The following is a 21,094-nucleotide window of genomic DNA, read 5'->3' on the forward strand; positions in this document are numbered from 1 at the left end:
CCAGGTTCGTCGGCATGTCTCAAATGGTCCGAATCAAACCCTTAGGGATCGTTTACAGACGCCTATTTGCCCGATGCGACAACAACTCAAGGCAGGTTGCGATCGGTATAACGGGCAATGGTTTCGACCAGCATCGTCGGCGAAATGGGTTTGGTGAGATGATCATCACAACCCGCTTGGAGAGAACGTTCGCGTTCTTCTTTCATCGCGTGAGCCGTCAAAGCGATGATGGGTTTCTTGAAGCCCTTCCGCCGTAAAATCGAGGCCGCTTCGTAGCCGTCGAGTCTGGGCATCTGCATGTCCATAAGAATAACGTCGTACTCGCCTTGAAGGGCTTTTTCCAATCCTTCAAAGCCATCGCTGGCAGTTTCGACCGCGACGCCGCTGTGGCTTAAAAACCGTTTGATCAGAATCTGATTATCCCGCATGTCCTCGACCAGCAGGACGTGGATGCCACACAGGGCATCCTTGTGCGGAGGGAGAGGGCGCGTGGCCGTAACATCGATACTGCGGAGAGCGAAATCGGCAATGTAATTCACCCCCATCAGAGGACCGGCTGAAACGATCACGGTAAACGTGGAACCTACTCCCAGAATACTGTGGGACAGGAGCACATCGCCGCCTAGCAACCTGGCCAGGCGCTGCGAGAGAACGAGGCCAAGACCGGTGCCCCCAAATTTTCGCGTGGTCGAATGATCGCCCTGAGAAAAGGGTTGGAAGAGGAGCCCCTGATGGTTGGTGGCAATGCCCTTGCCGGTATCCTTGATGTTGAAGGCCAGGGTATTTTCCTGCAAGCCTTCACTTTTCCGCAGCAGTTTTAGGGTCAAACGAATGTATCCCTGGTCGGTGAACTTGATGGCGTTACCCATGATATTGATCAGAATCTGCCGCAGCCGGGTCGGGTCCGAGATAATATTTTGAGGAATGGGTCCGTCGGACTGGACCTCAAGCAGCAGTCCTTTTTCCTGGGCGCTGTGCTCCAGGAGGTCCACGACATCGGACACCAGGTGAGGCAGGGACACCTCGACCCTCTCCACCTCAAGCTTACCCGCCTCGACTTTGGACAGATCGAGAACATCATCGATGATGCGCGCCAGGACCTTGCCGTTTCTTTTGATGGTGGCAATGAACTTGCCCCGGTCGGCCGCCGTGGCATCAGGGTCGAGCAGCAGATCGGTAAAGCCCAGGATGACACCAAGCGGCGTGCGAATTTCGTGGCTCATATTGGCCAGGAAACTGCTCTTGGCTCGATTCGCATCTTCAGCCGCTTCCTTCGCCAGGGTGAGTTGCGCTTCAACCTCCTTGCGAGCGGTAATATCGTGAACAATTCCAGTAAACTTGCGAAGCCCGTCCTGGGCATACTCGCCCACAGCCAGGTGGATCGGAAAGATACTCCCATCCTTGCGTCGGCCGACCATCTCGCGACCTTGACCGATGATACGAGGCTGGCGCGTGATGTGATAGCGGGCGAGGTACTGATCATGCTCACCCTGATAGGGCTCGGGCATCAGCATTTTTACATTTTGTCCCTGCATTTCCTCGGCTGCGTAACCAAATATGCGGGCCGCCGCGGGGTTAACGGTTTCAATCAGGCCTTTGTCATCGATGGAAATCACGGCATCCACAATGGTGTCGATGATCGATCGCAACTTTTCTTCAGCACCGCGAAGGGCGATTTCGGCCTGCTTTTGAGCTGTATTGTCCCCGATCACTTTGGCAAAACCAATCAGTTGGCCACTGGCATCACGCAGCGGATGAACGGTTCCAACCGCCCAAAAATAGGACCCATCTTTCTTTATGTGCCAGCGGTAGTCAGGGGCCATGCCCTCCTTTTCCGCCCAGTCGAGTTCCCATTCCGGAATGCGATTGACCCTGTCTTCGGGTGTAAAGATTTCGGAAAAAGACAGTCCCACCCATTCCTCTTCCTTATAGCCCAGGACATTTTCAACGCCACTGTTCCAGCTGGCAAAGCGCGCCTGGGTATCGATCAGGCAGATTCCATAATGTTTGACGCCATCGACCAGCAGGCGGAATTTCATTTCGCTCTGCCGCAAACCTTCCTCGCTGGCCCTGCGATCGCTGATGTCGCGAGTCACTTTGGCAAAACCAATATGCTGTTTCTGGCTGTCATAAATCGGGGTAATGATGGTATTGGCGAAGAACGTGGACCCATCTTGCCGAACCCGGAGACCTTCTTCCTCAACCCGCCCCGATGCAAGAGCCCGCTTGAGAAGCTGGTCGGGAAATCCGGCTTGCCTTGCGTCTTCGGGATAAAAAATTGAGATATGCTGGCCTAGAATCTGGTCCCGCTCATAACCCTGGATGCGCTCACCCCCCTTATTCCAACTGATAATCCGCCCGGCAGGATCCAACATGAAAATGGCATAATCGACCGCGCTGTTAATCAAAACTTGAAAGCATTCCTCACTTCGCCTCAGTTCTTCTTTTTGTTGTTCCATGCTTATCAGAGCGGACTGGAGCTGCTGTCTCCGATCCTCGGCGACCGTTCGGGCATGGATCAGCTGCTGGCAAAAGTAACTGATGGTAACCCCTTCCATGGTAAACACGGCCACTCTTATGCGATCAGCAAGTTCAATTGTCCGTAAGGAGCCAAAGGGCTCAATAAACAGATGGACTCCAAGGACCAGGGAAACCGCAGTGGCCAGCAGTCCAGGTCCCCATCCCCCATGCCAGGCGCTGATAAAAATGCCCAGAACCAGGACGATCAGCGGCGCCTCTGTTCCCAGATAAGGCCCGAGGAGAAAGCGCACGAACACAAAAAATACCGCGCTGAGAACAGCAAAGAGATAAGCAAAGCCTTTCTGTTGAATAAACTGCATTGCCATGTCACTCCGTGCCGTAATTCTGTGATTGACCCTGCTGGATCTCTAGCAAAAATCACACCGGTCCCTGCCAAAGGGTGCTGACCTGGCTGAAGGGCAGGAATGAATACCCTACGACGTTTATGTCTGCTATAGTTCTCGCACCTGCCCATCGTAAAGCGACAGCCGATCAGGATCGCTTGTTAAGGAGTCCGTTCCAATGGAACTCGTGGAAAGCGGCATCCGTGCACTAGGTGATATTGCATGGGGCTCACATTTCTGTAATTTCTACCAAGATCAAATGGATCTCATTGAGACACTGGTCCCATTTTTCAAGGCGGGACTGGACAATCATGAGCGCTGCCTTTGGGTGACGTCTGAACCTCTCCTGGCTCAGGATGCTCGGATCATGCTGCGTAAGGCTGTTCCCAATCTGCCGGAGCTTGAGGAGCGCGGCCAGATTGAAATCATCAATCACAGCGATTGGTATTTGCGAGCTGGCAAGAACGATGTCCAGCAAACCCTTCAGCAGTGGGTTCATCGGCATTATCAGGCCTTGGAACAAGGTTATAATGGGCTGCGTCTGACCGGGAATACCTACTGGCTCGAGAAAGATGATTGGTCGGCTTTTACCGAATACGAAGCGAAGGTGAACGAAACCTTTTTCCAGCATCGCATCATCGGGCTTTGCAGTTACTGCATGGGTCGAGCCGGATCGAGGGAAGTTTTTGATGTCATTCGCAATCATGACTTCGCTCTGCTCCGTCAGGGTGGAGAATGGGAGCTGGTCGAGTCCGTATCATCCCGCACCGTGAACGGTAATATGCAGAAGCTCAACCGCGAACTGAGGTCGAGCCTTAAAGAAGCCACACTGGCTGCGGAATCAGCCAGCCGACTCAAAACCGAATTTCTGGCGAACATGTCGCATGAAATACGCACGCCCTTGGCCGCCATCCTCGGCTTTACCGATCTTCTGGCCGAGGATGATCTGCCTGAGCATGACAAGAAAGAATTCATTGCAGTGATTCAAAGAAACGGAACCGCGCTGACCCGTTTGGTGGATGACATCCTCGACATCTCCAAGGTGGAAGCGGATAGGCTGCAGATTGAAAAGTTGGCCTTTTCGCCCATGGAACTGGTGGACGAGATGATTGCCATCTTTACACCTGCGACGCGGGCGAAATCGATCACGATCCAAGCCGCATATCCATCCAACCTGCCAGCCACTATCACTTCGGATCCGACTCGACTCCGGCAGATTCTGGTCAATCTCATCGGTAATGCCGTTAAATTCACCAGTTCCGGTGAAATTTCTGTCCAGGTGGAAGTCTTGCGTGGACCGCCACCAGGAATCCTGTTCCGGGTTAGCGATAGCGGTATTGGGATCGACAAGGTCCATCAGCAAGACCTATTCCAGCCTTTTAATCAGGCGGACGGGTCCATGACGCGCAAGTTTGGAGGCACGGGCCTTGGTCTTTATTTGTCGCGACGCCTGGCTCAAGCGCTGGCAGGCGATGTTGTCCTCGAACATACCGAGCTGGGAAAGGGGTCGTCATTTGTCGCGACCATTGGCATCGAAGCGCAGGAGCTGCGTGGAGAATCTGTGGCCAGCTTTACACCGATTCCCAGCTGTGAGAGCAAAGCTCAGCATCGGGAAGAACTTCATCAATTCAAAATGGGATAGCAGTCATTCGATAAAAATTCATTGGGCCTGAATTGAGAGATTCAGGTTTTTTTTTGCTCTGCTCAAGGCATTCCAAAAAAATGCGTCTTGTCCATTGAAAATCCTTTGTTTGCTCAAAGACCAAAAAATTGGAAAAACATTGTTAAGAATCTGAACAAAGTAGAAAGGATGAGCCGAATGCTTAGACCATACTGTCGAAAAAACCCGACAGCTTCCATGTACACCATGGCAACTATCGTTTTGCTGAACATGTCCAGTATCATGAGCCCTGCGGCGTTGGCCGCAGTTTCAGCGCCGAATTACGGCGAAGTTCTACAGAAATCTCTCTATTTTTATGAAGCGCAGATGGCTGGTCCCTTACCAGAAGGTCATCGGGTTCCGTGGCGCGGACCAGCAGCCATGAAAGATGGATTCGCGGAAGGTGTGGACCTCACCGGCGGCTTTTTTGATGCCGGCGACCATGTGAAGTTTGGTCTGCCCATGACCTATACAGCTTCCATTTTAGCCTGGAGTCTTTTGCTCTCCGAATCCAGTTACGACGCGATGGATCAAAGTTTTTATGCCAAACGCAATCTGCGCTATGTCGCGGATTGGATCATGAAAGCGCATACCGCGCCATTTGAATTCTGGGGTCAGGTCGGCAACGGTGGACTGGACCATGGCTATTGGGGACCGCCTGAAGTCATGCAGATGTCGCGTCCTGCGTACAAAATCGATCGATCCTGCCCTGGCAGTGATCTGGCGGGTGAAGCCGCAGCGGCTCTGGCGGCGACGTCGATGGTTTTTGCCCAAGAGGATCCAGCTTATGCGAGCCAGGCTTTGAAAGAGGCGCGCGAACTTTACGAATTTGCAGATACCTATCGCGGTCGTTACAGCGACTGTATTCAGGATGCCGGAACTTATTATCGGTCATGGAGCGGTTATCAGGATGAACTGGTCTGGGGTGGACTGTGGCTCTATCAGGCGACAGGTGAGGCCAGCTATTTGAAGAAGGCGGAGACCGCTTATGTTGAAATCAAGGAGGCTGATGGAAGCGGCAAGCCCTTCACCTGGACTATGTCGTGGGATGATAAGGTTTACGCAAGTTATGTGCTCCTGTCCAAGCTGACGAAAAATCCCAGCTATGAACAGGATGCCGAACGCTGGCTCGATTACTGGACGGCGGGTTATCAGGGGCGACGGATCACCTACAGTCCAGGTGGCCTGGCGTGGCTCGATAGCTGGGGATCCTTGCGTTACGCCTCGAATACAGCCTTTCTCGCTCTGATTTATGCGGATTATTTGCAGGACAATCAGCGCAAACCCGAGAAAGCCAACGTCTATCGGCGCTTTGGGAAAAAGCAAATCGACTACGCTTTAGGTGACAACCCCAACGGCCGGAGCTACGTCGTGGGTTACGGCGTGAATCCACCGCAAAACCCTCACCATCGTGCGGCGCATGGCTCGTGGACCAACAGTCTGCAGTCACCGTCCTCGACGAGGCATACACTTTACGGGGCTTTGGTCGGCGGACCAGGAAGGGACGATCAGTATGCCGACAGCCGCGATCAGTATGTGTTCACGGAAGTGGCGACCGACTATAACGCTGCTTTTACCGGTGCGATCGCTCTCCTGGTGCGGGATCATGGTGGGGCGATTGATGCGCAATTTCCACCGGATAAAAAAGTCCTCCGGGAATATGAGATTGAGACCAAGGTGAATTCCAAAGGTCAGGGCTACCTCGAGATTGCCTCGCGTATTGTCAATCAAACCGCCTATCCCCCTCGCCAGCCTGCGAAGTTGCGGTACCGTTACATGGTGGACCTTTCAGAAATTCCAGCTGACCTGCGTGATCCCAGTCAGGTGAAGATCAGTACGGCCTATAATCAGGCGACATCGGTTTCGTCATTGTTGACACTGGACCCGGCACGGGGGTTGTATTACATCGAAGTCGATTTTACCGGTCAAAAAATTATTCCAGCGGGACAATCGGAGTCCCGTCGCGAAGTTCAATTCCGCTTCAGCTATCCGTCCAGCTGGATCCCCTATTGGAATGAAAAAAATGATCCATCCTTTGCCCACACCGGCAACGATTGGGCTCTTAATTCCAACCTGCCCATTCTGGAGTAAGATTCAACCCTACCCACCTTTTTGAATCATGACGACGTGGCTTTACCATGGCCACTTCGTTCTTTTTTGCCTGAAATTCGCTGGCGTTCATGTTTAAGCTCTGCTAGGACCCCATTGTTTTCCAAGTCATGTCACTTCAAAAGCAAAAGATATCGGGTGCCTTTACCAATACCCGTTTTCTGAAGAATTCCCAAAGTGACGAGATCGGTCAGATCGCGAGTCGCCGTCGCCCTCGATGCTTTGGTAAGACTGATGCTGGGCAGCCCCCAAGGAGGCCGTGAAATAAGCGATCCACTCCTGAACTTCCATAGTTTTGTTGTTATTTTCAAGCATCTCTTAATATCGCTTGCGGTCGGCCAGTATTGTCTCGGAGAGTGCGAGGAGGCTGAAGCGACCTAATGATTCCGCTATGGATCGAGTCACCAAAGCTCGTGCTATTCTTCCATTGCCATCTTCAAAGGGATGGATGCAAACAAAGTACAAATGCACGAGTGAAGCGCGGACCAATTTATTCATCCGAATTGTTCCACGCGGTCCTGTGCTTGCATTCCAGGACAAAAATCGATCCATTTCATTTTTGACTTGGCGAGACGGTGGGGCCTCAAATGTATGCCAGGCTCATCGACGCGTCCCGAAACAATCAGCATTCGCCCAGGATCGCTGGATAATCCAAATCGTCGTCTTAGTGACGCGTCCACGCTATCCCGGCTAAGGAACTCGCCCTCAATTTCTGAAGTTGTGATTGCCTCCTGGCTTAAGCTTTCGATCATGAGTTGAATGTGGCTTTCTTCATCGACATGAGCGCTCAAACCTGGCAGGCGTCCTGCTGATTCCATGAAGGACTGTTCGAGAGCAGCAAAAACTTCAGGGTCATAAACGAAATTTGGCCAATCAGGGTGTTGGCAGTTCCAGTGGTGCGTGGAAGACATGAGGCGTATACGCTCCATTTATGACGCATTAAATCGGCCCATCATGAGTTATAAATTTATGTGATATGCATCACGAAGTACAGAGATGGTCACGGTGGAGCTCGATCTTTCGCTGCCCTTCCTACTGGGGTGGAGTGTACCTTACCTCGGGATATCCGCGTCTTACTGGAAGGAGTGTGTATGCGTTATAACCTACTGGGTCAGACTGGACTTTATGTTTCCGAACTCTGCCTGGGCACCATGACCTTTGGTGGCACCGGACATTGGGCTCGCATGGGGCGCCTGCAGATTGATGACGTGACGGCGCAAATCAAAAAAGCTTTTGATGTCGGTATCAATTTTATCGATACCGCCAACGTCTATTCCCTTGGGACCAGCGAGACCATGACGGGACAGGCCATCAAAAATTTGGGACTGCCACGCGATCAACTGGTGATTGCCACCAAGGCCACAGGCATCATGAATGAATTACCCAACGGTCGTGGGCAATCACGCTATCACCTGATGAATGAAATCGATGCCAGTCTCCAGCGGCTGCAGCTCGACCACATTGATCTCTATCAGCTCCATGGTTTTGATCCCTTGACACCCATGGAGGAATCTCTGGCGACGTTGAATGATCTCGTTCGCTCGGGCAAGGTTCGTTACATTGGTCTTTCAAATATGGCAGCCTGGCAAATCATGAAGGCGCTCGCTTTATCGGATAAAAGAGGATGGGCTCGCTTTGAATCGGTGCAGGCCTATTACACCATCGCCGGAAGGGATCTTGAACGCGAGGTTATTCCTTTGGCCCAGGATCAAAAGCTGGGCGTGATGGTTTGGAGTCCTTTGGCAGGCGGACTTTTAAGCGGCAAATATAAGCCTGATGGCCAGGGGCCGGAAGGAGCGCGCCGAACCTCATTTGATTTTCCTATCGTTGATAAAGCGCGAGCGTTCCGCTGTGTGGAGGCTATGCGCCCGATCGCCGAACGTCATCATGCGTCGGTCGCTCAGGTCGCGATTGCCTGGCTTTTGCATCAACCGGTGGTCAGCACTGTGATCGTTGGAGCAAGGACCATGGAGCAACTTGAGGATAATCTTGCCGCCACGCGCGTGCGTCTGGCCGATGAGGATTTGGCTATTCTGCAGGAAGTCAGTCAGCTGCCCCCTGAATATCCGGGCTGGATGATTGCCTTTCAAGGTCAGTATCGGGCGCAAGCCCCAGTCAAGGAGTAGCACAAGCCTGACGTGGATAGTTTAAGGCGGCGTCTGAGCGCCGTCTGCCGTTTGAAATTCGCCATTCCTCAACTTGCTCTCGTGCGGCCGGCCTGCTAAACCTAAGAAAAATCAAGCAGGACACGAGGGGTTCAACGATGCGAGCAGCATGTAGTCCAATGGCGCGACTTGGGATTGTTTTAGTCATGTGGATCAGTGGCATTCAGGTCGCGGAAGCGACCCGTTTTCCACTGCGGACGGCCGGACGCTATGTCGTGGATAGTGAAGGCGAGCGCTACAAATTGCGTTCGGCCAACTGGTATGGCTTTCATCATGACCAGCAGGTTCTCAAAGGTCTGGATCGGCAGCCGCTCGATCATATCATTAGCCTTTTACAAGCCTGGGGCTTCAATTCTGTTCGTCTGCCATTTTCCAATCAGATGCTTCATGCCACGAACCCCGTGCCTGATGCGGCTGTCGCCGCCAATCCTGAGTTTCTGGGCCTGACCCCGCTCCAGGCTTTTGATCGCGTGATTGAACGACTGACTGATCGCGGTATCACCGTGGTGCTTAACAATCACACGACCAGTTCCGAATGGTGCTGCAACTTCGATAGCAATGGTCTTTGGCATAACGAAGGCGCCAGCACTTATGCGCAGTCGACGGAACAATGGGTGCAGGATTGGTTGATGCTCGCCCAACGCTATAGAAATAATAAGCTGGTGGTGGGTGCTGATCTTCGCAATGAGGTTCGCACCGGTAAGTATCGCAATACCTTTCTGCCAGCATTGCCGAACTGGGGCAAAGGGGACTCCAATGATTGGCACAAGGCGGCCACGGATGCTGGCAATCGCATCCTGGCTATCAATCCGGATCTCCTGATTATCGTCGAAGGCATCAACTGGACGGGTTTAATTCCTTTGATCGGTTCTGGGGAACGCCCGCATTTGCAACCTGTCAGCGATCGTCCGGTCAATCTAAACGTTCCCAATAGACTGGTTTATGCCGCTCATAATTATTCATTTACAGGTCCGAATCATACCGGTGATGATAAGACGTCGCCGGGCCAAACGCGTTACGGGCAGATGGATGAAGCGACCCTGCGGTCCACGATGGAGCGTGAGTTTGGTTACGTCGTGAATCATGATCAGTATTTTACGGCCCCGGTTTGGGTCAGTGAGTTTGGAGCGGCTGCCAACGAAAGCGATCCTGCGTCGCGTGCCTGGTTTTCCTATCTCGTGCGGTATTTGATCGACAAGGATCTGGATTTTGCCTACTGGCCCTTCAACTACGAAGGTTATGGCCTCGTCAGTGAGGATTATTCGCGCAACCTGGATAACGATTGGCGTTATGAGGATCTCTCGCGTCTTGTGCAAGCGCCATCCGCGGCAGGTCCTTTTCCTGGGGATCATTGGAGTCGGTTGGCTGTGAGTGACCGTGATGAAAATTTAAGCTCTCGTGCTGGTGACTGGCTGCCTTATACGCGCAAAGGTTCCTGTGCGGAAGGCGGCCGCATCATGGGTTTAAGCCAGGACCATCGGCTGCTGTGTGGGCATTTGACCGAGACCAATCCTTGGGCCACCGCTGCCGATTTCCATACCGAAGCCTGGGTGGAAACGTCCGCGCGACCCCATAAGATTGCTGACTGGGCGCCCGGTTCAACGAAATATGAATGTCCCCTGGATATGATGGCGGTGGGGTATGCCCAGGACAAGGGTCGTGCCGTGGGACTGCTGTGCGCCCGATCTCATCGCCCTTTGAGCACAAGCTGCCGTACGGTGGATTTCAGCCAAGGTGATCAACGCCTCAGCCCGCGCGGTGGGGATTGGGCTGCCTCTTCATACAAAGGCCAATGTGGGGATCAGGACTACGTGGCTGGCTACGCCCATAAGGGTGGCAGGGTTCAGGCCCTGCTCTGCTGCACCCTGTGATTAAAATTTCCGACGCTCGTTGAGCGGACACAAGGGAGCATGTTCCAGACGTGCTTCTTTTTTTTGTCCTTGAAAAAAAGCCTCAACTCAACTCATATAGGATTCCCGGTCTGTCGCTGTGTCACTATACCTTGGATTAAAGTCAATGAGCGGTTCCGAAAAACATTTGCAAGGCCAGAGTCCGGATGAGCAGGACTATCTACGTTATTTCCGATCCTATTCTTTTATTTCCCATCAAAGGTCGATGCTTGAGGATCACAAGCGGACGACCGCTTACTATCACGCCATCGTTAAGAACCGTCGCCAGTTTGAAGGCAAGGTTGTGTTGGATGTTGGAACCGGATCGGGAATTTTGGCAATGTTTGCCGCCCGAGCGGGAGCGCGTAAAGTCTATGCGGTTGAAGCCACGTCGATGGCTGAGCATGCCCGTAAACTCGTTGAAGTGAACCAGCTGCAGAATATTGTCACGGTGATTCAGGGGACGATGGAAACCGTCGAACTCCCTGAAAAAGTCGACATTATTGTCAGTGAATGGATGGGCTATCTTCTGCTGCGGGAGACGATGCTGGATTCAGTTTTGGTCGCCCGCGATCGCTTCCTCAAGCCGGGTGGCGCCATGTATCCGTCGCACGCCCGACTGTTCTGGGCGCCGATCAAAACGGAAGAAAGCGCGCTACGGAAGGAAGATTACGATCGCGTGATGGAACACTGGGAATGGTTCCTGCTCGATATGAAAAACCTTTATAACATCGATATGGATGTGCTATCGCAGCCTTACATGGTGGAACAAAAGCAGAAATATCTGGGTGGGGGCGAGTGGGCCGAAGTGCATCCGGATCAACTGCTGAGTGCACCCGTGGCTTCCGTCAGCCTTGATATGCATCAGATTACGATCGATGAACTCAAAGCCGGCGTGTCGGGAGAAGGAATTGTCGCTCTTCACAGTCAGCAGCCGATCGAGGCCATCTGTGGTTGGTTTGATGTGTCCTTCCGCGGTTCGCCCGAAAATCCTGCGGATAACCCCATTGAACTGGATACAGCACCCGATGCTCAGGGCGCGACGCACTGGGGCCAGACTGTTTTCATGATTCAGCCGCCTCTGCAGCCCCAGGTCCAGGAGAGCGTGTCCATTCGATATGCCGTGTTCCGACGCGAAGACTATGCGCGGCTCTTGCGGGTGCAGCTGCATACGCGACTGGCCTCATCAGGCCTTGAGCATAAGCAGGAATTCGGCGTGGACTGAGGCCTGCCTGCTTATTCCTTGCTGCCCACCTTACAATTCTGTAGGTGTCAGGTACACTCGAACTATCGGGTGTCGCGTGAGGGAATCCATGGCAATCAGTACCTTTGATTTATTTAAAATCGGCATAGGTCCGTCAAGTTCGCATACTGTCGGTCCCATGCGCGCAGGCCATCGCTTTCTGATGGGCCTTGAAGAAAAAGGCGTCTTCGACCAGGTGGCGTCGGTGACCTGTGAACTCTACGGCTCATTGGCTTTGACCGGTATCGGGCATGGCACCGACAAGGCCATCATGCTCGGACTTTCCGGTGAACAGCCGGATCAGGTGGATCCTGAAACCATCGACGGCAAGCTGGACAAGATTCGAGGCGAATTGCGCCTTTATTTGAAGGGGCTGCGCCCCATCGAATTCGATCCCAAAAAACATATCATCTTTTTCCGCAAAAAAGTTCTGCCGCTGCATTCCAATGGCATGCGCTTTCTTGCCTTTGATGCCAACTATAAAGAGCTGCATAGCCGCGTCTACTATTCGATCGGTGGCGGCTTCGTGGTGAACGAGGATACGGCCAAGGAAGACCGCCTGAAGAAGGATACCACCCAGCTCAAGTATCCTTTCCATTCCGCGGCGCAACTTCTGGAATTCAGTCGCACCGATAATATTACGATCGCCAACATCATGTTTGAAAATGAAAAAGCCTGGCGCACGGACGCCGAAATTCGTGCGGGCCTGGATAAGATCTGGCTCACCATGAAGGACTGCATCGATCGCGGCTGTCGCAATAGTGGCATTCTGCCCGGCAGTCTGAAGGTCAAGCGGCGGGCTCCGGATTTCTTCAAGGATCTGACGCAAAATCCGCAGAAGGCGCTCAAGGATCCTCTGTCGATTCTGGATTGGGTCAATCTTTATGCGTTGGCTGTGAATGAAGAGAATGCGGCGGGATCCCGTGTGGTGACGGCGCCGACCAATGGTGCGGCCGGGATCATTCCAGCAGTTTTAAAGTACTACGAGGAATTTTATCCGGGTGCGGATCAGGAAGGCGTTTATCGTTTCCTGCTGACAGCATCGGCCATCGGCATTCTTTATGCCGAAAATGCCTCAATTTCCGGAGCCGAAGTCGGTTGTCAGGGGGAAGTGGGCGTCGCCTGCAGCATGGCGGCTGGTGGGCTGGTGGCGGCCCAGGAAGGGAGTTCGTCGCAAATCGAGGAAGCCGCCGAGATCGGCATGGAGCATAACCTCGGTTTGACCTGTGATCCGATCGGGGGTCTCGTGCAGATTCCCTGTATTGAACGCAATGCCATGGGCGCCATCAAAGCGATTAATGCCAGTCGTATTGCTCTAAAGCGTGAGGGAACTCACCACGTCTCGCTGGATTCCGTGATCAAAACCATGCGGGCCACCGGCGCTGACATGAAGGACAAATACAAGGAAACCTCAAGAGGCGGCCTCGCCGTGAATGTGATCGAGTGCTAGCCTGCTTTTCCTTCTGTACCTTTGCGAGACCCTCCGGTACAAAAATTGGAGCTGCTCGCAAAGTTTATAGGGAAAGGAAGGCTTCATGTCCTCTGCTCAACAACTGTTTACCGAAATGCTTGGCATCAAACACCCGATCATCGGCGGGGCCATGTATCCATGCAGCAATCCCGAGCTGGTGGCCGCGGTTTCCGCCGCGGGTGGCATCGGTGTGGTGCAGCCCATTTCGCTTACATACGTTCACAAACATGGTTTTCGCGAGGGTTTGCGCTATATTCGCACGCTGACTCCCAATCCCATTGGTTTGAACCTTCTGATCGAAAAATCCTCCCAGAAGTATCTCGAAAAAAATCAGCAGTGGCTTGATATCGCTTTGGAAGAGGGCGTGCGGTTTTTCATCACCGCGCTTGGCAATCCGTCGTGGGTGGTCAAACGCGTGGAAGGCACCGGCGCCAAAATCTTTCATGATGTGACGGCGAAATCCTGGGCGCAGAAAGCCATGGATGCCGGCGTGCATGGTTTGATCTGCGTGAACAATCGCGCCGGGGGTCATGCTGGCAATCACCCACCTGACAAACTTTTTCAGGATCTCAAGGAATTTGGTGTGCCCTTGATCTGTGCCGGTGGCATCGGTGATGGCGGGCAGTATCGTAAGGCGTTGAGCCAGGGCTATCAGGGCGTGCAGCTTGGGACGCGGTTTATTGCGTCCAAGGAATGCACGGCGCATGCTGATTATAAGCAGGCGATCCTGTCGGCCAAGGAAGAGGATATTATCCTGACCAAAAAGATAAGCGGTGTGCCGGTTGCGGTGATTAACACGGATTATATGAAAAATCGTGGTTCACAGGTCAGTGGCCTGGAAAATTTCCTGCTTAACCACGCGCGCACCAAGCATTATGCCCGCATGTTCTACAGCCTGCGTTCGGTGTGGCAGCTCAAACAGAGTTTGCAGCAGGGAGCAGGTTATAAGGAATTCTTCCAGGCTGGCAAAAGCGTGAGCGGGATTCATGAAATCCAGGCCGTTGCCCAGATCATTGAGAATCTGGTCGCAGAAGGTGCTGCTGGAGCCAGGACCTGAGCAGTCCCACCGCCTGCTGGCGAATCCTCGGTATTTCATTGAGCAGTTCGTGGCGCCCGCCATTCACCCGAAAGAATTCGATGGGTGTCCGGGTTTCGCGAGCGGCGGTCATGCACCAGGTCGACCACCCTGAGGCATCAATCACGTTTTCGTGGCTGCCGCCAATGATGCGAACCGGAGTTGTCAGAGTCTTAATTCTGTCCGCTTGCAAAATGGAATCACAGGCTGCAAACGTGGCTTCCACCCAGCCGAAAGTCGGGGAAATAAAGGGAAATGGGGATTGGCAGACGACATTGAATCCTGCCAAGGAGCGCGTCAACGGATTGCCGCTGAACCTGAGTCGTTTCTGTCCGCCGGCGCCTGTGGGCTGATGCGTGTAACGTGTTTTGGCCATGACACGCGCAATGGGTTTGGCCCAGGTGCGGGGCAAGGGTGAGTTGGGTAAAGCCAGAAGCGGAGAACTTAAAGCCAGAGCTCGCGGCTGAAGGTGTCCGTGCAGGGTTCCATAAAGAGCCACGAGACCACCCATCGAATGGCTCACGATCGCATAGGGCAGGTTCTCGGCGACGGCATCCAACACAGCCGCCGCGTCCAACGCATAATCCTCGTAGCTGGACACGTAAGCGCGTGGACCGCCGGATTCTCCCTGACCGCGATGATCCATCGTGACCCAAAGCGTATCATCACCGAGGTCCATCCAATCGGGAAGGTCGGTATATTTTTCGATCCATTCACTGCGGCCATTTAAAATCAGCACGGCCTGAGTTGCCGGACGATGCGGCTTAAGATACGCGAAGCGAATCGGAATACCATCAACGGGTGAATCAAGGCTTGATTTGTGCCAGTTGGCTATTGCTGCTGAAACGGTTGGAGTCATCCAGAGCCTCCTGCAGCCACAGCTGCATTTCACGCGGATAGTTCGTGCATAGACCGTCAACACCGACGGTCATCAGATAGGACCAGAGCTGTTCGCGATTCGTTTCCCGGCGCAGGCTGATATAAGGATAGATTTCCCAGCCTTCGAGCTTGATTTGCCTCACCATGCTTGGTGTGACGAGCGCCGCATCGGGATGAAAGATGCGAACCGCGTTTTTGGTCATGAAACTTTTCGGGCCCAGTTGAAAGGCCAGCGGCCACCAAAGACTTTTATCCCAGAGATAGGCATTTCGAAGTTCGGGATACTCGCGGGAAAAAGCCGATACTGTGGGTTCCATAAAGGCCGAGACGATGATTCTTTGGGCCTGGGACTGTTTATGAATCAGCGCCGCCAGGGCTTCGACCGTGGCATGCCCGGGACTTTTCACTTCGACGTTGAATTCAATCTGGGGCAGGAGTTCCGTCAACACATCATCCAGAAAGGGTAGAGGTTCGCCATTGGTTAATTTCACCGTGCGTTCCACTTCCGATCGGGTCATGTCGGCTATCAATTTTTTGACGCCAGCGGTGCGCTCGAGACTTTCATCATGCACCACAGCCAGCTGCCCATCCCGGGTCAGGTGAACATCCAATTCAATGCGAAACGCCTGGGCTTCCACGGCTTTGCGAAAAGCATCCCAGCTGTTTTCCAGAGCTTCTGTGCAGGCGCCGCGGTGAGCTATGACTTTCATCGGAACGATGCTCCTCCTGAACTTTATCAATGTTCCAAGCCTAACGTGATTTGGCCCCAAACTCAACGCTGTTTGCCGGGTGTCTTTTCGTTTGCCAAACAGAGCTGTACAATAGCAGAGTGACGATCCCTCTCATGTTCTTCAAGGAGTCTCCCATGCGCAATCACGCTGGCTGGAAACTATGTTTGGCCATTTTTATGGTTTCATCAGCAGCCCATGCTGCTGATAATAATAAATCGATGAACCTGACGCTGCCTTTAATTGCATTCGGCGGTGAGTCGGTGACCAAGGCGGAATGGAACCTGCGCGGCCATGGTTCGCTGGGCCTTGAGCTGAACATGATGGGTGAAAGCGAAATGTATTCAGATAAAGAAATCGAAGAGAAAAACGGCGATTCCCTCATGATGAAGGGTTCGCAGGTGGCTCTTTTGTATTCCCAGTACAGCAAGCCCAAGTCCTTGTCCGGTGGCTACTGGACGATCGGCCTTGGCTATCGTCAGGTGAAGGGCTACTGGGATCAAACGCCGACAGCCAACCAGGACATCCAGGGCGCCAGCTTGAATGCCGATGGCAAAGTCCGCCACTCCCTGAGCGGCGCCGGCCCCACGGCCCAGGTGCGGACGGGATATCGTTACGTGGCTGAGTCCATCCCCTTGTCGGTGGGTGCTTATATCGGGCTTCGCCATTTCCAAAGCACGATGAAGGATGCCGAGGCCAGCGGCACCGTGACCACGACTGCCGAGGACCTGACCTCGCTGCAGCGCCGCATGATGAGTCATTTAGAGCCCGGTATTGAACTCGGCTTGGCTTTCTAAGAATTCATCACTGCCAATCTGGACTAGAAACCTCCCAGGGGGACCGTGATTCGTCGCGGTCCCCCTGCGCTTTTCATTTGTTGCTGGTCTTTAGTACGGCGCCTCGCTAGACTTTTGCCATTGGCTGAGAATGAGGCGTTCGAGTAAGCGTTGAGGAGGAAAACGTGCGGATTGCAATCGATGCCCGGATGATCAAGCAGGGCAGCATGCATGGCATCGCGCGCTATGTTTTTCAGCTGTTGAATGGATTAAAGACTGGTCCCTCACGGCATCAATTTTTTATTTTTGTAAATCGTGGTTCACCGCTTTGCAATGAAGCCTGGCCCGATCACATTCAACTGGTGACTGCACAGGCGCACTGGATCAGTTTGAGCGAGCAGCGGGAACTCCCGAAACTGCTGAGCCAGCTGCATATCGACCTGTTTCATGCGCCATCGTTCGTAGCGCCGATCTTCGTGCCCTGCTCGATGGTGATGACCATTCACGACCTGAACCATATGGTCCTGCCGCAGTTTTATACCCTGTTTCACCAGATGTATTACCAGCTTGTGGTCCGTCGCAGCATCAAACGCTCGCGTTTTATCCTGACGGTCAGCAAGTTCAGCAAAAAGGAAATCGTCCGGACGTTGAATCTGGATCCTTCAAAAATATTTGTGACTTATAACGGCGTGTCGGAAGATTACCGGCCGATATTGGATCGCGAATACCTGGAATATGTTCGCGATATCTATGGGTTGCCGGAGCGATTCATTCTGTGCGTGTCCAACAATAAACCGCATAAAAACGTCCATCAATTGGTGCGGGCCTACTGCTATTCCAATGTCGATGTGCCTCTGGTTTTGGCCAGCCCAACCGACGCCAATTTGATTAAAATTGCCGAAAATTATGGCAAAAAACATCTGATCTATTTTTCCAAATTCATCGAGGAATGCCATCTGCCAGCCGTGTATTCTCTGACGGATTTGTTCGTGTATCCTTCCACTTATGAAGGCTTTGGTCTGCCGCCGCTGGAAGCTCTGGCCTGTGGGACGCCGGTGGTTGTGGCTCGATCTTCGAGTCTGCCTGAGGTGGTGGGTGACAATGCCATCTTTGCCAATCCCTTCGATTACAAGGCGATTGCCTCGGCCCTGGAGCAGGGTGTTTATGATCGCGGTCTGCGCGATATCCTGCATCACAAAGGTCTGATTCACTCCCGACGTTTTTCCTGGGATCAGATGATCGAAAAAACTTTGAAGGTGTACGAACTCTGCGAACAGCAGCCACTGTCTGATAGCTCGGATCCAGCCACAGCTGCGCTGGCATCGACGGCCCCCCTGCGGAATGAATCTGGATGCGAGCGAGGTTAAGAGTGCGCATAGGTATTAACGGGCGTTTTTTGGTGGCCAAGCGAACAGGCGTTCAACGGGCTGCTTATAATTTAATTAAAACCCTTTTCGAGATCGATCGGGAAAACGAATACATTCTCTTCACCGGCGAAGAGCAGGCCAAGGAATGGAATTATCCCAACGTCAAGCTGGTGACCAGCCGACTCAAGACGGGTGAAAACCTGCGCAATCATCTGTGGGAACAGTTTGTGCTGCCCCGTCTGGCCCGCAAGCACAAAGTGGATATCCTGCATTCGCCGGCAAACATGGCTCCGCTGTTCTATCGAGGCGCGTCCATCGTCCACATTCACGATCTGTGTTTTGTGGTGAATCCGCAGTGGTACAGCTACCTCTTCCATACGGCTTACAATGTGGCGATCCCGCGGCTGGCCAAACGCGCGACCCGGATCATCACCAACAGCAACAATTCCCGCAATGACCTTTTGCAGTTCTATCAGGTTGATGCCAGCAAAGTGCGGCTGATCTATTGGGCAGTGGATCAAACCTTTGGCGCGGAGCCTGTTCGCGATCGACGGGTGGAAGAGGAAGGCGATTATATTCTTAACGTCGGTTCGCTGGAGCCGAGGAAGAATATTGCGACGCTCATTGAAGCCTATGAGCAAATGAGGACGGATAATCCGGACCTGAAAACCAAGCTGATTTTGATCGGTGGGGAAAGTCCGCTGTTTGCCGCGGTGCGCCTGCAGATCAAACATTTTCATAATGACGTCATTTTCAAAGGCTTCGTCAGTGACGAGGAATTGAAACAGCATTATCGCAACGCGCTGGTCGTGGCCTATCCAAGCCTCTATGAAGGCTTTGGTTTACCGCCTTTGGAAGCCATGGCGAGTGGTGCGCCTGTGATCACCTCCAATACGAGTTCTCTGCCTGAAGTGGTCGGTGATGCGGCGCTGATGGTTAGTCCTTATGACTGCGCTCAACTGGCTGGAACTCTGGCGCGAGTGATTCGTGACCGACGCCTGCGTGAGGAAATGCGCCGCCGTGGATTCGAGCAGGTGAAGAAGTTCAACTGGTACAGAGTTGCCAGAAATGTGCTGGCGGTATATTACGAAGTTTACTGCGAAACGGGCGAAGGTCGTGGGGATGCCTGCATACCTTTTGAAAAGTGGCAGCAGATGATCAAAAGGGAAGAGCGCTATATTCAGCAAACGGCCGAAGGTCAGACCGAACGCCCACGACTGCGAAGTCAGGCCCCGACTCTGACCCCAGCCGTCCTACAGCCACGAGGAACTGCCCAACTATGACTCAAGCTTTGCCATCAGAGGGAAGGGATAAGACCGTGCTACGTGAACGAGTCAAACATATTCTGCAAGAGGGTCGGGACGGAAAATCCGTTACAGTTCGCGCCTGGGTTCGTTCCAAGCGGACGTCCAAGAATGTCGCCTTTGTTGTGGTGAATGATGGTTCCTGCCAGCGTGATTTGCAGCTTGTGATTGATGCCAATAATCCGAGCTATGCGAAGCTCGAAGAAGTCAGCACAGGTGCCGCCATCCGAGTCGATGGTGTTTTGAAGAAGTCTGAAGGCAAAGGCCAGGACTGGGAAGTTCACGTCGACAAGCTGGAAGTCCTGGGCGGCTGCACGGAAGATTATCCCTTGCAGAAAAAGGGTCACACGCTGGAATTTCTGCGCGACATCGCTCATCTGCGCGGTCGTACCAACACCTTTGGTGCGGTCTATCGCGTGCGTAACCAGCTGGCTGTCCTGGTCCATGAATTCTTTCAAAGTCACGGCTTTCAGTGGGCCCATACGCCTATTATCACCGCGTCCGATGCCGAAGGCGCGGGCGAGATGTTTCAGGTCACGACGATGGAGCTGACCAAGCTGCCTCGCGATGAGAAGGGTGGCATTGATTTCAAGCAGGACTTCTTTGGGAGAAGGGCCAACCTGACGGTTTCCGGTCAGCTGAACGGCGAGGCCATGGCTCTGGGCTTGGGTGACATTTATACTTTTGGACCCACCTTCCGAGCCGAGAATTCCAACACCACGCGCCACCTTGCCGAGTTCTGGATGGTCGAGCCTGAGATGGCTTTTGCCGACCTTCAGGATGACATGGTCCTGGCTGAGGAATTCCTGCGCTTTCTCTTCCGCGAAATCGTGCGTCGTTGCCCCGAGGAGCTCAGCTTCCTGGGTCAGCATTATAAAAATATGACACCGGAACAGATTGCGGATCTCGGTGAGCATTCCTTTGGTCGCATCAGCTATACCGATGCTGTGAAGGAATTGACGTCGGCCAAGGTCAAATTTGAGTTCCCGGTTTCGTGGGGCATTGACCTACAAACCGAGCATGAACGTTATCTGACGGACACTGTCTTTCAAAAGCCTGTGATCGTGACGGATTATCCCAAGGATTTCAAAGCGTTCTACATGCGCCTGAACCGCGACAATAAGACTGTGGCGGCCATGGACGTTCTGGTGCCGCGCATTGGTGAGATCATTGGCGGGTCACAGCGTGAAGATCGCATCGACGTTTTGGAACAGCGGATGCGCGAAGTGCATATCAATCCAGACGATTTGGCTTGGTATACGGACTTGCGTCGCTACGGCGGTTGTCCTCACGCAGGATTTGGTCTTGGCTTTGAACGCCTTGTGCAGTATGTCACAGGTATGGCCAACATCAGGGATGTAATTCCCTTCCCGCGTTACCCGCAGGGTGTTGCGTTTTGACCTGGAATGGGTGAAGAACAAGATCTTGACCTGGATTGAGTTTATCAGATATAGTCCGTGCCTCTATAAGGATCGCCTTGTGGGGCGATGGCTCATGAGCAAGAGCTGCCAAAGGATACGCAGTTTCCACGTTGGCAGCTGATCGATACGAGTATTTTAGATTG

Annotated in this window: 16 protein-coding genes; 11 read left to right on the forward strand and 5 right to left on the reverse strand. The window is 53.1% G+C overall.

The genetic code is table 11. From position 1 onward, the window contains the following. Positions 1-86: 86 nt before the first annotated feature. Entirely contained in the window at positions 87-2,840 is a 2,754-nt protein-coding gene (locus tag VE954_RS05525) for a PAS domain S-box protein (protein ID WP_324950500.1), read from the reverse strand. A 202-nt stretch (positions 2,841-3,042) separates the two neighbouring features. Between VE954_RS05525 and VE954_RS05530 the strand changes: the two genes are divergently transcribed. Beyond that, entirely contained in the window at positions 3,043-4,506 is a 1,464-nt protein-coding gene (locus tag VE954_RS05530; protein ID WP_324950501.1) for an MEDS domain-containing protein, read from the forward strand. A 177-nt stretch (positions 4,507-4,683) separates the two neighbouring features. Further along, positions 4,684-6,615, forward strand: a complete 1,932-nt coding sequence (locus VE954_RS05535) for a glycoside hydrolase family 9 protein (RefSeq protein WP_324950503.1) — start codon at positions 4,684-4,686, stop codon at positions 6,613-6,615. Between the two features lie 336 nt (positions 6,616-6,951). Here VE954_RS05535 and VE954_RS43715 read toward each other — a convergent pair whose 3' ends face one another. Both VE954_RS43715 and VE954_RS43720 read right to left on the reverse strand, forming a co-directional pair. Then, the gene (locus VE954_RS43715; protein ID WP_349263798.1) at positions 6,952-7,185 is read right to left on the reverse strand and encodes a Fic family protein; all 234 of its coding nucleotides are present in this window, start codon (positions 7,183-7,185) and stop codon (positions 6,952-6,954) included. Continuing rightward, entirely contained in the window at positions 7,128-7,562 is a 435-nt protein-coding gene (locus VE954_RS43720; RefSeq protein WP_349263799.1) for a DUF4172 domain-containing protein, read from the reverse strand. Before VE954_RS43720 ends, VE954_RS43715 begins: the two co-directional genes overlap by 58 nt. Before the next feature lie 162 nt (positions 7,563-7,724). On the opposite strand from VE954_RS43720, the gene VE954_RS05540 reads away from it, so the two are divergent. From VE954_RS05540 to VE954_RS05560, 5 genes are all read left to right on the forward strand, one after another. Further along, positions 7,725-8,759, forward strand: coding sequence for an aldo/keto reductase (locus VE954_RS05540; RefSeq protein ID WP_324950505.1), 1,035 nt, complete (start codon positions 7,725-7,727; stop codon positions 8,757-8,759). A gap of 137 nt (positions 8,760-8,896) precedes the next feature. Next, the gene (locus VE954_RS05545) at positions 8,897-10,669 is read left to right on the forward strand and encodes a glycoside hydrolase family 5 protein (protein WP_324950507.1); all 1,773 of its coding nucleotides are present in this window, start codon (positions 8,897-8,899) and stop codon (positions 10,667-10,669) included. A 145-nt stretch (positions 10,670-10,814) separates the two neighbouring features. After that, positions 10,815-11,912: a 50S ribosomal protein L11 methyltransferase gene (locus tag VE954_RS05550; protein WP_324950509.1), complete on the forward strand. Its 1,098-nt coding sequence runs from the start codon at positions 10,815-10,817 to the stop codon at positions 11,910-11,912. Between the two features lie 88 nt (positions 11,913-12,000). Continuing rightward, positions 12,001-13,380, forward strand: a complete 1,380-nt coding sequence (locus VE954_RS05555; RefSeq protein WP_324950511.1) for an L-serine ammonia-lyase — start codon at positions 12,001-12,003, stop codon at positions 13,378-13,380. 85 nt (positions 13,381-13,465) lie between these two features. Beyond that, on the forward strand, positions 13,466-14,458 hold the full coding sequence (locus tag VE954_RS05560; RefSeq protein ID WP_324950513.1) for a nitronate monooxygenase: 993 nt from the start codon (positions 13,466-13,468) through the stop codon (positions 14,456-14,458). Here VE954_RS05560 and VE954_RS05565 read toward each other — a convergent pair. Continuing rightward, positions 14,412-15,335, reverse strand: coding sequence for an alpha/beta hydrolase (locus VE954_RS05565; protein WP_324950515.1), 924 nt, complete (start codon positions 15,333-15,335; stop codon positions 14,412-14,414). The genes VE954_RS05560 and VE954_RS05565 overlap by 47 nt on opposite strands. Next, positions 15,283-16,065 (reverse strand): glycerophosphodiester phosphodiesterase, encoded by a 783-nt coding sequence (locus VE954_RS05570; protein WP_324950518.1) that lies wholly within the window; start codon positions 16,063-16,065, stop codon positions 15,283-15,285. The genes VE954_RS05565 and VE954_RS05570 overlap by 53 nt, the downstream gene beginning before the upstream one ends. A 155-nt stretch (positions 16,066-16,220) precedes the next feature. On the opposite strand from VE954_RS05570, the gene VE954_RS05575 reads away from it, so the two are divergent. From VE954_RS05575 to asnS, 4 genes are all read left to right on the forward strand, one after another. Then, entirely contained in the window at positions 16,221-16,880 is a 660-nt protein-coding gene (locus VE954_RS05575) for a hypothetical protein (RefSeq protein ID WP_324950520.1), read from the forward strand. A 164-nt stretch (positions 16,881-17,044) separates the two neighbouring features. Next, positions 17,045-18,226, forward strand: a complete 1,182-nt coding sequence (locus VE954_RS05580; protein ID WP_324950522.1) for a glycosyltransferase family 1 protein — start codon at positions 17,045-17,047, stop codon at positions 18,224-18,226. A gap of 2 nt (positions 18,227-18,228) precedes the next feature. Beyond that, positions 18,229-19,509, forward strand: a complete 1,281-nt coding sequence (locus tag VE954_RS05585; RefSeq protein ID WP_324950524.1) for a glycosyltransferase family 1 protein — start codon at positions 18,229-18,231, stop codon at positions 19,507-19,509. 35 nt (positions 19,510-19,544) lie between these two features. Further along, on the forward strand, positions 19,545-20,930 hold the full coding sequence (asnS, locus tag VE954_RS05590; RefSeq protein WP_324950526.1) for an asparagine--tRNA ligase: 1,386 nt from the start codon (positions 19,545-19,547) through the stop codon (positions 20,928-20,930). Positions 20,931-21,094: the final 164 nt, after the last annotated feature.

Origin of the sequence: Oligoflexus sp. (genome assembly GCF_035638955.1) — a bacterium.
Lineage (GTDB): Bacteria > Bdellovibrionota_B > Oligoflexia > Oligoflexales > Oligoflexaceae > Oligoflexus.

What these genes read in the sequence shown, in the direction of transcription:
- VE954_RS05530 (WP_324950501.1), top strand. Translation starts at nt 3,043, where the DNA reads ATGGAACTCGTGGAAAGCGGCATCCGTGCACTAGGTGATATTGCATGG.
- VE954_RS05550 (WP_324950509.1), top strand. Translation starts at nt 10,815, where the DNA reads ATGAGCGGTTCCGAAAAACATTTGCAAGGCCAGAGTCCGGATGAGCAG.
- VE954_RS05565 (WP_324950515.1), bottom strand. Translation starts at nt 15,335, where the DNA reads ATGACTCCAACCGTTTCAGCAGCAATAGCCAACTGGCACAAATCAAGC.
- VE954_RS43715 (WP_349263798.1), bottom strand. Translation starts at nt 7,185, where the DNA reads ATGGATCGATTTTTGTCCTGGAATGCAAGCACAGGACCGCGTGGAACA.
- VE954_RS43720 (WP_349263799.1), bottom strand. Translation starts at nt 7,562, where the DNA reads ATGGAGCGTATACGCCTCATGTCTTCCACGCACCACTGGAACTGCCAA.
- VE954_RS05570 (WP_324950518.1), bottom strand. Translation starts at nt 16,065, where the DNA reads ATGAAAGTCATAGCTCACCGCGGCGCCTGCACAGAAGCTCTGGAAAAC.
- VE954_RS05540 (WP_324950505.1), top strand. Translation starts at nt 7,725, where the DNA reads ATGCGTTATAACCTACTGGGTCAGACTGGACTTTATGTTTCCGAACTC.
- VE954_RS05535 (WP_324950503.1), top strand. Translation starts at nt 4,684, where the DNA reads ATGCTTAGACCATACTGTCGAAAAAACCCGACAGCTTCCATGTACACC.
- VE954_RS05560 (WP_324950513.1), top strand. Translation starts at nt 13,466, where the DNA reads ATGTCCTCTGCTCAACAACTGTTTACCGAAATGCTTGGCATCAAACAC.
- VE954_RS05545 (WP_324950507.1), top strand. Translation starts at nt 8,897, where the DNA reads ATGCGAGCAGCATGTAGTCCAATGGCGCGACTTGGGATTGTTTTAGTC.
- VE954_RS05525 (WP_324950500.1), bottom strand. Translation starts at nt 2,840, where the DNA reads ATGCAGTTTATTCAACAGAAAGGCTTTGCTTATCTCTTTGCTGTTCTC.
- VE954_RS05575 (WP_324950520.1), top strand. Translation starts at nt 16,221, where the DNA reads ATGCGCAATCACGCTGGCTGGAAACTATGTTTGGCCATTTTTATGGTT.
- VE954_RS05555 (WP_324950511.1), top strand. Translation starts at nt 12,001, where the DNA reads ATGGCAATCAGTACCTTTGATTTATTTAAAATCGGCATAGGTCCGTCA.